Source organism: Porphyrobacter sp. YT40, assembly GCF_006542605.1.
Lineage (GTDB): Bacteria > Pseudomonadota > Alphaproteobacteria > Sphingomonadales > Sphingomonadaceae > Erythrobacter.
In genome coordinates, this window is the sequence record NZ_CP041222.1 from 2,027,901 (window position 1) to 2,039,953 (window position 12,053).

The window sequence follows — 12,053 nt, forward strand, 5'->3', positions numbered from 1 at the left end:
TGTGAGCGCATAAAGAATCGCTAACTTCGGAGGCGTCATGAAAGAGTTCTTCCAGCACGCCGCCACCACCGACGGGGTCACCGTGAGGGTCGCCGTCAACTACCTGCCGGAGCAGTCGCATCCGGAGGCGGGCAAGTGGTTCTGGGTCTATCACATCCGCATCGAGAACGCTTCGCACGAGAGCCTGCGCCTGCGCACCCGCCACTGGCGGATCACCGACGGGCGCGGGATGGTCAACCATGTCGATGGCGAAGGCGTGGTGGGCGAACAGCCGCTGCTCGCTCCCGGCCAAAGCCACGACTATGTCTCGGGCTGCCCGCTGACGACGCCGTTCGGGTCGATGGAGGGGTTCTACACCTTCGAACGCGCCGATGGTTCGCCGGTCGAGGTGCGCATCCCCTTCTTTCCGCTTGCCGCGCCCGAAACAGCGGAAGGCCGCAGCCCCCGCTAAGGCTTGCAGCGCGGCGCGGGCGGGCTTAATCCCGCGAGCGTGAAGCGCACCCATCTGCCCCTCAACGCCCTGCGCGTCTTCGATGCCGCCGCGCGGCACCTCTCCTTCACCCGCGCCGCGGACGAGCTTGCCGTCACCCCTGCCGCAGTGGGCCAGCAGATCCGCGCGCTCGAGGATGTGCTCGGCATCGTGCTGTTCCGCCGCACGCCCAAGGGGCTGGAACTGACGCCCGAGGGTGAAGCCGGTCTCGACCCCTTGCGTGAAGGCTTCCTGCGGTTCGAGGAAAGCGTCGCCGCGATGCAGGCGGGGCAGGCTTCCGACCGCTACACCATCGCGACCCCGCGCGAATTCTATGCCGAGTGGCTCGCCCCGCGCCTTGCCGTGTTTCAGGCGGGCACCCCCGGTGTGCAATATATTCTCGCGCCCGATGAAGACGCCGATTTCACCGAGGCCAATCTCGATCTGGCGATCCGGCTGGTGGACGGGCCGGGTGATCTGCAAGGGGTGCAGCTCGCCCCTGCGATGCGCGTCACCGTCGCCGCGCCCGAATATCGGGATGCGTGGATCGACTGGCCGGGAATGCCGCTGCCTGAGGGCGTGAACCCCTGCATCCGCGCCGGATCTCCCGGGCAGGCGCTGGCCTCGGCGCTGGCCGGCATGGGGCGCACCGTACTTCCCCTAGCGCTGGCCGAAGCCGCGATCGCGCGTGGCAGCCTCACCGCGCTCGACGAGCCGCAACCCGGCACCCGCGCCTATTGGCTGCTCGCCCCGCCACCGCAATGGCGCAGCAAGAAAGTGCGCGCGCTGGTGGCGTTTCTTGGCGCCGGTGGCTGAGATAGCGATGCAAGGCGCCAGCACCCGCCGACTGGCGCATAGGACTTGCGTCTGACGGGGCTTCAATTACCTTCCCCCGCGGTGCAGGCCTGTTGGTCGGGGAGGGGAAAGCATGCTCAAGGTCTCGGAGGATCTCTATGCCTCCTTCGACGTGGCGGATTTCTATGCCTTCGTGTTCCGCTTCCTCGAAGAGAGGACGCGCCATCCCGATTATCGCGCGGCATTGCATGATCGCGACCGATGCCGCCAGCTGTGGAGCGGGCTGTTCGATCCGCAGGTCGATCAGATGGAGCTCGCACTGGGCCACGCCCATGCGCTCGGCGCGGCGCTCAAGCGCGAGACCGCGCCGCCGCCGTCTGGCGGCAACGACACCTCGCGCATGAAGGCCGATCTCGACAATTGGGGCTTTTTCGCCTTTTCCGCCTTCGACGAGGACGATCTGTGAGCGGGCAGGGGGGGCGGGGGCGGCGGCAGGCCGGGCCGGTGCAGTGTTGCCCCGACCCTTGCGCCGATGCGCGGGCCGATGATCAGGCCCTGACCCGCGGCGCACGTGATCTGGCGAGCGCCTATCAGAACGGATCGCTCGCCAACCAGCGGACAGGTCGCCGGGCGCGCGGGGGGATGAACTGCGCCGCCGCTGCGCCGGAGATGCAACAGGTCGCCAACCGGTTCGAACGCTATGGCAATGCGATCCCCAGCGCGCGCGCCGCCAATGACCTCAACCAGCTGGGCGACAGGGCCAACGCACCGGTGACCGGCCCCTGCCTCGAACGTCTGCCGCTCGATGCGGATGCGCTCAACCGCGAGCTCGGCATTCCGCCCGGCAGCCCCAATGCGATCACCCCCAATGATCTGCGCAACGACCAGACCGGCTATCGCGCGGCGATCTACCGCTCGCGCACCGACGGGCGGCTGATCATGGTCTCGCGCGATACGCAGCCGAAATCGCTGGTCGACTGGAAGACCAATATTTTCAACGGTCAGGGGCAGGATACCGATCAATATGCCGCCGCGCGGCGCCTGTCGACCAAGCTCAATGCATCGGGCCAGCGCTTCGATATCGGGGGCTATTCCAAAGGCGGCGGGCTGGCGCAGGAGGCCGGGCTGCTCTCGCCCAATTCGCGGGTCTATGTGTTCAACAGTTCGGGCCTGCACGAGGCTTCGCTGCGCCGCACCGGGCAGGCGAATTTCGCCTCCTTGCAGAGCCGCACCTCGTCCTTCAGTGCCGAGGGCGATTTCCTGACTTTCATGAACAACACCCGCGATCCCGCCCGCGAGGTGCGCAATGCGCAATTCCTGCGCAATCACCTCGCCGGGGAGGCACCCGGATCGCTCAATCCGATGACGATCGAATATCAGAACCCCGCGCATGCCGCGCTGCAGGCGATCGGCGGGCGCGGCAATGCCGATCTTGCCGCGCGCAAGGCTGCCGCGAACCGCGCCTTTCAGGCCGACCGGGCGCGGTTTCTCGAATCGGTCGATCAGATGATCGCAGGAGCCGCCGAAACGCCCGGGTTCGACCGGCTGTTTCCCCCGGTAAGGTCGTCCAGTCACGAGACGGTGCCCAATTCGATGTCCTTCTTGGGCCGCACCACGGGGGCGAGGGACGACGAGGCGCGGTTCGGCAAGCTGGTACAGCACCAGATGTCGAATGTGCTGGGGCCGATGGAGAACCAGCTGGAGGCCGACCGCGCGGCCTTGCAGCAGTTTGTCAGAACGTGCGGATCATGAAGCTGGCATTGATCGCTGCCGGGCTGGCCCTCATCGGCGGCGCGGCGTGGTTTGCACAATTTCGGGACGAGGAAGTGACAATGCAGTTCGAAGGCCAGAATGCCGTGCTGGAGCAGGCGATCATCGCGGATGATCCGCAGGCGGTCGCAGCCGCGCTCGCCGCCGGGGCCGATGCCAACGCGCAAGGGGCGCTCGGCGTGACTCCGCTCGCTTTCGCGGTCGGCACCGGCAAGGCGCGGGCGGCGGCGGCGCTGATCGCCGCGCGGGCCGACCCCAATCTGGCCGACGCGGACGGCGACACGGCGATGACGCTGGCGGTGAACCGCTATGCGACCGATCCCGCGCTGCTCGAACTGGTGCTCGACGCGGGTGGCAATCCCAATGCCGTGCGGCCCGACGGCGATCCGGTGATCGTGCGGTTCCTCAATGGCGCCAATCTCGAGGCGATCACGCTGATGCACGCGCGCGGCGCCGATCTCGATGCGATCGCCAACAACCAGCCGCTGGTGGTGTTCGCGGCCTATGGCGCGGACTGGGACGTGGTGTGGCACCTGATCACGCTGGGCGCCGACCTGTCCGGCCAGCGCGCGCGCGAAGGGCTGGTCGAGGCGTTCAAGGTCCCCGGCGCGACCCTGCCCGACAGCCCGTTGTGGGACGACAAGGTGCGCGTCTACGAGCATCTGCGCGGGCTCGGGCTCGATCCGGTTCCGCCTGCCGGGTACGACGGGCCGCGCGGCGAGACATCGTCCTAGGCTACCGCCCGGACCTCGTTCCCATCAACATCGTCTTCGTCGGGCCAGCGTCCGGTGATCTCGTGATGGATGCGGTCCCACAGCCAGTGGCCGGGGCGCACCTGCCGCGAGTCGACCATGTGCGCGCCCCGATACTGCAGCACCCAGCACAGCATCGCATTGGCCTGCGGATCGTGCGCCCCCTGATGCAGCGCCCGCTCGAGCGCACAATCCTCGAGCCGCAATCGCCCCCACTCGAGCGCCTCGTCCCACGCCCGCGCAAAGTCCTCCGCGCCCGGCCGCTCGCGCAGCTTGTAGAGCGCCTCGAGGCTCTTGCCGACCCTGGTCGCCGCCTGCTTGACGATCCCGCTCATCGCCAGCTGATAGATGAAGGCGCGCTGGACATCGGGCGTGATCGAGTTCCCGCGCGGCTGCTTGTGGCGATAGGGCCGGAAGTCGAGCACCGGATCGTCATCGGGAATGAGCATTTCGGCAAAGGCCACCCGCGAGGTCGCCTGCCGCGGATGCTTGCGCTTGTTGACGAGCAGCGTCTCGCCGGGCGGGGGATCGGGGGAGGGAGTGCGCGGCATGGGGCGAGGGGTGGCACCTTCGGGGAGAGTAGGAAAACCCTTTCCCCCTCCCCTTGAGGGGAGGGGTCGGGGGTGGGGTCGGAGCCACCAACGTCACGTATGGCGATGAACCGGCGCAAAGCGCCGCAAGCGCGACCGCGCGCCGCGCCTTATGGCGCGGAAGCCCAGGCGGACGGATGTCCGTCGCCCGGCGCTTGAGGGCGAAAACAAACAACTCGGGAAGCCACAGCCCCCGCGTCCGTCCCCCCTTTTTGTCTCCCGAGGCTCCCCGGGTTCACGCGAAGACGCGAAGATGAAGGCGCCCGGTGCAAGAAGGGGGTTCACGCAGAGATCGCAAAGGAAAGGGGAGACGCCAAGGGCGCATTGCCTGCCGCCGCCCCGCCGCGTCATTGCGAGGCCCGCTAGGGCCGAAGCAGTCCGCGGAATGCGGACGCGGCCAGAGGCGAGGGCGGTCCATGGTTTGTGCTGTGCCCGTCTATCACCCGGCACGCCTTCGGCTCGCAATGACGGGCGAGGCGGGCCCTCGGGCTGCGCTGAATTGCGTGGGGCTAAGGGCAGAGCCGATCCGGACAGCTATTCCTCAAATATCAAACTCTGATCAGCCCGAGCCGCAACGCTTTGATCGTTACCGCAATTCTGTCGTTGCTGCCCAATTTGCCGTAGATGCGACGCTTGTAGGTCGCGACCGTATCAGCGGAAATGTTCAGGATCGTGACAACATCGTTGTTGCTCTTGCCTTTGCTGAGCCAGGTCAGAACCTCCCGCTCGCGCTCCGACAAGGTGGATGAGGTTGCCTGTTTCGACACCAGTTCCTGAATCTTCTGATGGCCAGCCGTCAGCAACATGTGTTCGCCGCGTATTGTCGCAGCCGGCAGGTTCACGACATTGTCCCGGAAACCGATTGCCACGTAGGCGTTGTTTCCCTTGGGCCCCCAGAGCGGGAAGCCGAGGCCATCCAGAAGGCCATGCTTGTTGCCTGCCTCGATGTGGGCTGCTGCCTTGGCGTCCAGCGTGATGTGGGTCAGGGCTTCCTGCCAGGTCATCGGGCGACCCATTTTCATGATCAGATCAGGTATCGGGTCGACGAGCCGCAGGCCGCTGGAGATGTAGAGCTTCATCCACTCTTTGGAGTAGCCCACGGCGAATACCCTCGATCGGGCTGACGCAATTCCTTCGAACATCACTTCGGGGTGATAGCTGAATTTGTCTCCGCCGATTGCAAGGCAGGAATCATACATGACGCCAAGCACCGTGGTGACGTCCTCAGCCTCAGAAATCCGGCTGATCAAATTCTCTTTGGGAATCCCTGCGCCCATCCACTCCGTACGACTGTGGTCAGCCCGCCCCCAACCGGGAACGGGTTTGCGCCCCGACCACCCTTAAATTGTTACGGTTCTACGTAACCTGATCATGTGACACCTGATTGTGTGACAGAAAGCTTTTGAAACATATGCTATTTCGTTTGGCATGCCAACCGAAATGAAACTTGCCAGCGAGTGTACCGATTGCCTCACTGCTTTCATGCAAAGCAGGTTGGCAGGTGCGCAGCGCAAAGATAGCCGCGACGCTGGAAGCGTTCGCACGATCGCAAATGACGTATTCGATGGCGGCATCGCACGTCCATCGAGCGGCTGGAAGCTCGCCGATTTCGGCGCGGAGCATGACCGGCAAGAGGCCCTCGCGGTCGTCGAGTCCATCATGGCTGCACGCAAGGCGCGGCTCAAGTTTTTCGACGATGATCTGTTTTTCGATCCGACATGGGCGATGCTTCTGGATTTGTATCGGTCCGATCTTAAGGGGACGACCCTGAGTGTTTCCTCGCTGTGCATCGGAAGCGGCGTGCCGAGCACCACGGCCCTTCGTTACATCCGCACTCTTGAGGAGCGCGGTTATATCCGCCGCGCTGCCGACGAATTGGACAAGCGGCGAATTTTCGTAATGATGACGGACAAGGCGCGCGATGCGATGAATGCCTATGTCGAAACCGTAATTCGGCAAGGATCCGAGGCCAGACCGCGCAAACGATGTGGTGCCTCTGTTCGATATTGATTGCTTTCGATAGGTCCGGGTTCCTTCGGTCGCTCGATAACCCACCCTTGACCCCCAACCCAAACCCGCCTAAGGGCCCCCATCCTCCGCAGGGCATGCCCTTCGGAAGCGAGCTGAACATTGGCGGCCTCGTCCCTCTCCACGAGGGGCAGTCGTCAAAGTAACCCGGTGGCCGAAGGGCCTGACGACATGGGTGGAGCGTTTCGGCTTGTCGATCTTGCGAGTCCCCGCGAAGGCGGGGATCTCGTGTCGCAGGCGGTTTCGCTTGCGGCCTGAGGCCCCCGCCTTCGCGGGGGTTCACGCAGAGTTCGGCAAGGCAATCCCCTCTCTCCCTCCATCGTCCGGCACCCGTGCTCACCATCAACCTGGTGAAGTGAGAACTTAATGCCGACGATCAACCAGCTGGTCCGCAAGGGCCGCGTTCCGCAGAAGGCCAAGAGTAAGGTCCCTGCGATGGAACAGAACCCGCAGAAGCGCGGTGTCTGCACCCGCGTCTACACGACGACCCCGAAGAAGCCGAACTCGGCGCTGCGCAAGGTGGCCAAGGTTCGCCTGACCAACCAGCGCGAGGTCATCTCCTACATTCCCGGCGAAGGCCACAACCTGCAGGAGCACTCGGTTGTGCTGATCCGCGGCGGGCGTGTGCGCGACCTTCCCGGCGTGCGCTACCACGTCCTTCGCGGCGTGCTCGACACGCAGGGCGTGAAGGATCGCAAGCAGAGCCGCTCGAAGTACGGCGCCAAGCGTCCGAAGTGACCTGTCCGGGGGACAGGTCATCCTCGAAAAATCGCCTTGAGCGATTTTATCGGGGATCGCGTGCCTCCAGGTCGAACCTCTAGGTTTCGCCAAGCTGCCCGAGGCCCCCGCCTTCGCGGGGGAGCAGCAAGGCCAAGATAAGGAATTCGTGCAATGTCACGTCGTCGTCGTCCCGAAAAGCGGGTCATCCTGCCCGATCCCCAGTACGGGGATCAGATCCTGTCGAAGTTCATGAACAACCTCATGCTCGACGGTAAGAAGGCTGTTGCCGAAAAGATCGTCTATGGCGCTCTGGAAACGGTGGAAGCGAAGGCCAAGGCCGATCCGATCCAGCTGTTCCACGATGCGCTCAACAATGTGAAGCCGCAGGTCGAAGTGCGCAGCCGCCGCGTCGGTGGTGCGACCTATCAGGTGCCGGTCGAGGTTCGCCCCGAGCGTGCCCAGGCGCTCGCGATCCGCTGGCTGATCACTGCCGCGCGCGGTCGTCCGGAAACCACGATGGCCGCGCGGCTGTCGGGTGAGCTGCTCGATGCGGCCAACAACCGCGGCAATGCGGTGAAGAAGCGCGAAGACACGCACCGCATGGCGGATGCGAACCGCGCCTTCTCGCACTACCGCTGGTAAAACGCTCGGATTGTGGGCAGCCGGGAGACGGGGTCTTCCGGCTGTCACAATTTTCCCTATATGGGGCCCTGACCGCACCCCGGCGGCCCCCTCACAATCAAGGAACCTGATATGGCCCGCGAGTATCCGCTGGAGCGCTATCGCAATATCGGCATCATGGCGCACATCGATGCCGGCAAGACCACCACGACCGAGCGTATCCTCTATTACACCGGCAAGTCCTACAAGATCGGCGAAGTGCACGATGGTGCCGCGACGATGGACTGGATGGAGCAGGAGCAGGAGCGCGGGATCACGATCACCTCGGCCGCGACCACGACCTTCTGGACCGCCGAAGATCCGACCATGGATCCGATGAGCGATCCCGAAGCGCTGCGTGAAAACCAGCCCAAGCACCGCATCAACATCATCGACACCCCCGGCCACGTCGACTTCACCATCGAAGTCGAACGCTCGCTGCGCGTGCTCGACGGTGCCGTCGCGGTGTTCGACGGCGTGGCCGGCGTGGAGCCGCAGTCGGAAACCGTGTGGCGTCAGGCCGACAAGTACGGCGTTCCCCGCATGTGCTTCATCAACAAGCTCGACCGTACCGGCGCCGATTTCTACTACTGCGTCCAGTCGATCATTGATCGCCTCGGCGCGAAGCCGCTGGTGCTCTATCTCCCGATCGGGGCCGAGAGCCAGCTGCAGGGCGTGGTCGATCTCGTCAACAACCGCGGCATCGTCTGGAAGGACGAGAGCCTTGGCGCGAAGTACGAGTTCATCCCCATTCCGGAAGATCTCGCCGACAAGGCCGCCGAATATCGCGAGCGTCTGATCGAACTCGTCGTCGAGCAGGACGACGAGATCATGGAAGCCTATCTCGAAGGCAACGAGCCTGACGTTCCGACGATCAAGAAGCTGATCCGTCAGGGCACCATGGCGCGCGCCTTCGTGCCGGTGACCTGCGGCTCGGCGTTCAAGAACAAGGGCGTGCAGCCCCTGCTCGATGCGGTGGTGGACTACATGCCTTCGCCGCTCGACGTGCCGGCGATCAAGGGCGTGCTGCCCGACAGCGACGAGGAGGCCGAGCGCCCCTCGAGTGACGATGCGCCGTTCTCGGCGCTGGCGTTCAAGATCATGAACGATCCCTTCGTCGGCTCGCTGACCTTCACCCGCATCTATTCCGGCAAGCTCACCAAGGGCCAGGTCCTGAATTCGGTGAAGGACAAGAAGGAAAAGATCGGCCGCATGCTGCTGATGCACTCGAACAACCGCGAGGACATCGATGAGGCGTTTGCGGGCGACATCGTCGCGCTGGCCGGCATGAAGGACACGACCACCGGGGACACCCTGTGCGATGCCGCCAAGCCGATCATCCTCGAGCGCATGGAATTCCCCGAGCCCGTGATCGAGCTTTCGGTGGAACCCAAGACCAAGGCCGACCAGGAAAAGATGGGCATCGCGCTCAATCGCCTGGCGCAGGAAGACCCCTCGTTCCGCGTGTCGACCGACCACGAAAGCGGTCAGACGATCATCAAGGGCATGGGCGAACTGCACCTCGACATCATCGTCGACCGCATGCGTCGCGAGTTCAAGGTCGAGGCCAATGTCGGTGCCCCGCAGGTGGCTTACCGCGAATACCTCGCCCGCGAAGTCGAAGTCGATTACACCCACAAGAAGCAGTCGGGCGGCTCGGGCCAGTTCGGCCGCGTGAAGGTCACGGTCACCCCGGGTGAGCGCGGCCAGGGCGTGATCTTCGAGGACCAGATCAAGGGCGGGAACATTCCGCGCGAATACATCCCGGCGATCGAAAAGGGTTTCCGCGAGCAGGCCGAAAGCGGCCACCTCGTCGGCTTCCCGATCATCGACTTCTCGATCAAGCTGACCGATGGTGCCTACCACGACGTCGACTCGAGCGCGATCGCGTTCGAAATCGCCGCCCGCGGTGCCATGCGCGAAGTGGCGCAGAAGGCCGGCATCAAGCTGCTCGAGCCGATCATGAAGGTTGAAGTCGTGACCCCGGACGATTATCTGGGCGACGTTATCGGCGACCTCAACTCGCGGCGCGGACAGATCCAGGGCACCGACACGCGCGGCAATGCCCAGGCGGTGGAGGCCTTCGTGCCGCTCGCCAACATGTTCGGCTACGTCAACGAACTGCGCTCGTTCACGCAAGGGCGTGCGCAGTACACCATGCAGTTCTCGCACTATGACGAGGTTCCGGCCAACGTCGCAGCCGAGGTCAAGGAGAAACTTGCCTAAGCTGCGTGAGCAGTCTAGGGGCGGCGCCTGATTCTGCGGGCGCTGCCTTTCTCCCGCGAACACATCGTTTCATTCAAGAAGGTACACCAGAGAAATGGCCAAGGAAAAGTTCCAGCGGAATAAGCCGCACTGCAACATCGGCACCATCGGTCACGTCGACCATGGCAAGACCACGCTGACCGCGGCGATCACCAAGGTGATGGCTGAAACCTACGGCGGTGCCGCCGTGGACTTCGCCAACATCGACAAGGCGCCGGAAGAGCGTGAGCGCGGCATCACCATCTCGACCGCGCACGTCGAGTACGAATCGGCTGCCCGTCACTACGCGCACGTCGACTGCCCGGGTCACGCCGACTACGTGAAGAACATGATCACCGGTGCCGCCCAGATGGACGGCGCGATCCTGGTCGTGAACGCCGCCGACGGCCCGATGCCCCAGACCCGTGAGCACATCCTGCTCGCCCGTCAGGTCGGCGTGCCGGCGCTGGTCGTTTACATGAACAAGGTCGACCAGGTCGACGACGAGGAAATCCTCGAGCTCGTCGAACTGGAAGTGCGCGAGCTGCTCAGCTCGTACGACTTCGACGGTGACAACATTCCGATCATCAAGGGTTCGGCTCTGGCCGCTCTCGAAGGTCGCGACGACAACATCGGCAAGGAATCGGTGATCGCCCTCATCAACGCCGTTGACGAGTACATCCCGCAGCCCGACCGTCCGGTCGACAAGCCGTTCCTGATGCCGATCGAAGACGTGTTCTCGATCTCGGGTCGCGGCACCGTGGTGACCGGCCGTATCGAAACCGGCATCGTCAACGTTGGTGACGAAGTCGAAATCGTCGGCATCAAGGACACCCGCAAGACCACCGTCACCGGCGTGGAAATGTTCCGCAAGCTGCTCGATCGCGGTGAAGCTGGCGACAACGTCGGCGCCCTGATCCGCGGCGTCGCCCGTGAAGAGGTCGAGCGTGGCCAGGTTCTCTGCAAGCCCGGTTCGGTCAGCCCGCACACCGAGTTCAGCGCCGAAGTCTACGTGCTGTCGAAGGACGAAGGTGGCCGTCACACGCCGTTCTTCGCCAACTACCGCCCGCAGTTCTACTTCCGCACCACCGACGTGACCGGCGAAGTGATCCTTCCCGAAGGCACCGAAATGGTGATGCCGGGCGACAACGTGACCATCGGCGTCAAGCTGATCGCTCCGATCGCCATGGACGAAGGTCTGCGCTTCGCGATCCGCGAAGGTGGCCGCACCGTGGGTTCGGGCGTCGTCGCCAAGATCACCAAGTAAGGTGTTGCTCCGCTAAGGGGCGAAACTGAACGCTTGAAGGCCCGGCTGCTCGCAAGAGCCGCCGGGCCTTTTCGCGTTAGGGTAGGGGGCTGCGGCCCGGGATCGGCGCGGTCGTTTCACGGTCACGTAATTTCCTTAGCCTAGCCCCTTGCCAGACGGCGGCTCGCCCCGTATAGGCGCGCATCCCCGGACGAGATTCGTCTCTTGGGGAACGAGTTTTGAGGAAGGCCGCCCGCTCTCGGGAAACCGGAAGGACGCGGGGCGGTCTTTGTTTTTGGGAAATGCCGGCTCTGCCGGTTGCTCCTTGGCTCTTTCGCATCGGTAGTAGGACATGGAAGCTCAGAATATCCGTATTCGCCTCAAGGCGTTTGACCACCGCGTACTCGACCAGGCCACTGGCGAGATCGCTGACACGGCCCGCCGCACCGGCGCGCTTATTCGCGGCCCCATTCCGCTGCCGACGCGTATCGAGAAGTTCACCGTGAACCGCGGTCCGCACGTCGACAAGAAGTCGCGCGAGCAGTTCGAGGTCCGTACCTACAAGCGGCTGCTCGACATCGTGCAGCCCAACGCCCAGACCGTGGACGCGCTGATGAAGCTCGATCTGGCTGCCGGCGTGAACGTCGAGATCAAGCTGGCCTAAAGGCTGGCCGAAATGCCCCCGTCTTCGGGTGGGGGCCTCTATCGTAGGGGCTGATACGCCCCGACTGACGATAGGGTGGATACCGCCGGAGAAACTCTCCGGGCTGCGTCCCCCG

The 12,053-nt window shown here is 64.2% G+C and carries 13 protein-coding genes; 11 read left to right on the forward strand and 2 right to left on the reverse strand.

Features of this window, described 5'->3' with window-relative positions:
• Positions 1 to 37: 37 nt before the first annotated feature.
• The 5 genes from apaG (at position 38) to E2E27_RS09440 (ending at position 3,768) form a co-directional block, all read left to right on the forward strand.
• Complete coding sequence (gene apaG / locus E2E27_RS09425) at positions 38 to 451, forward strand: Co2+/Mg2+ efflux facilitator ApaG/CorD (RefSeq protein ID WP_141458699.1); 414 nt, start codon at positions 38 to 40, stop codon at positions 449 to 451.
• Positions 452 to 490: 39 nt separating this feature from the next.
• Positions 491 to 1,285, forward strand: a complete 795-nt coding sequence (locus E2E27_RS09430; protein WP_141458700.1) for a LysR family transcriptional regulator — start codon at positions 491 to 493, stop codon at positions 1,283 to 1,285.
• 112 nt (positions 1,286 to 1,397) lie between these two features.
• Positions 1,398 to 1,730, forward strand: coding sequence for a hypothetical protein (locus tag E2E27_RS18715; RefSeq protein ID WP_181443402.1), 333 nt, complete (start codon positions 1,398 to 1,400; stop codon positions 1,728 to 1,730).
• Positions 1,727 to 3,016: a Tle-like phospholipase domain-containing protein gene (locus E2E27_RS09435; protein WP_181443403.1), complete on the forward strand. Its 1,290-nt coding sequence runs from the start codon at positions 1,727 to 1,729 to the stop codon at positions 3,014 to 3,016. Before E2E27_RS18715 ends, E2E27_RS09435 begins: the two co-directional genes overlap by 4 nt.
• Positions 3,013 to 3,768, forward strand: a complete 756-nt coding sequence (locus E2E27_RS09440; protein WP_141458702.1) for an ankyrin repeat domain-containing protein — start codon at positions 3,013 to 3,015, stop codon at positions 3,766 to 3,768. The genes E2E27_RS09435 and E2E27_RS09440 overlap by 4 nt, the downstream gene beginning before the upstream one ends.
• Here the strand turns inward: E2E27_RS09440 and E2E27_RS09445 are convergent.
• Both E2E27_RS09445 and E2E27_RS09450 read right to left on the reverse strand, forming a co-directional pair.
• Positions 3,765 to 4,337 (reverse strand): hypothetical protein, encoded by a 573-nt coding sequence (locus E2E27_RS09445; protein WP_141458703.1) that lies wholly within the window; start codon positions 4,335 to 4,337, stop codon positions 3,765 to 3,767. The two genes, E2E27_RS09440 and E2E27_RS09445, sit on opposite strands and share 4 nt — an antisense overlap.
• Positions 4,338 to 4,924: 587 nt before the next feature.
• Positions 4,925 to 5,653 (reverse strand): helix-turn-helix transcriptional regulator, encoded by a 729-nt coding sequence (locus E2E27_RS09450; RefSeq protein ID WP_141458704.1) that lies wholly within the window; start codon positions 5,651 to 5,653, stop codon positions 4,925 to 4,927.
• Between the two features lie 163 nt (positions 5,654 to 5,816).
• Between E2E27_RS09450 and E2E27_RS09455 the strand changes: the two genes are divergently transcribed.
• The 6 genes from E2E27_RS09455 (at position 5,817) to rpsJ (ending at position 11,938) form a co-directional block, all read left to right on the forward strand.
• The gene (locus tag E2E27_RS09455) at positions 5,817 to 6,386 is read left to right on the forward strand and encodes a helix-turn-helix domain-containing protein (RefSeq protein ID WP_181443404.1); all 570 of its coding nucleotides are present in this window, start codon (positions 5,817 to 5,819) and stop codon (positions 6,384 to 6,386) included.
• Positions 6,387 to 6,770: 384 nt separating this feature from the next.
• A complete protein-coding gene (rpsL, locus tag E2E27_RS09460; protein ID WP_006831873.1) occupies positions 6,771 to 7,142 on the forward strand; it encodes a 30S ribosomal protein S12 in 372 nt (123 codons plus the stop codon).
• Positions 7,143 to 7,295: 153 nt separating this feature from the next.
• Complete coding sequence (rpsG, locus tag E2E27_RS09465) at positions 7,296 to 7,766, forward strand: 30S ribosomal protein S7 (protein ID WP_086609092.1); 471 nt, start codon at positions 7,296 to 7,298, stop codon at positions 7,764 to 7,766.
• Between the two features lie 111 nt (positions 7,767 to 7,877).
• The gene (fusA, locus tag E2E27_RS09470) at positions 7,878 to 10,010 is read left to right on the forward strand and encodes an elongation factor G (protein ID WP_141458706.1); all 2,133 of its coding nucleotides are present in this window, start codon (positions 7,878 to 7,880) and stop codon (positions 10,008 to 10,010) included.
• A 94-nt stretch (positions 10,011 to 10,104) separates the two neighbouring features.
• Positions 10,105 to 11,295 (forward strand): elongation factor Tu, encoded by a 1,191-nt coding sequence (gene tuf / locus E2E27_RS09475; protein ID WP_141458707.1) that lies wholly within the window; start codon positions 10,105 to 10,107, stop codon positions 11,293 to 11,295.
• Between the two features lie 331 nt (positions 11,296 to 11,626).
• Complete coding sequence (gene rpsJ / locus E2E27_RS09480; protein WP_017665146.1) at positions 11,627 to 11,938, forward strand: 30S ribosomal protein S10; 312 nt, start codon at positions 11,627 to 11,629, stop codon at positions 11,936 to 11,938.
• Positions 11,939 to 12,053: the final 115 nt, after the last annotated feature.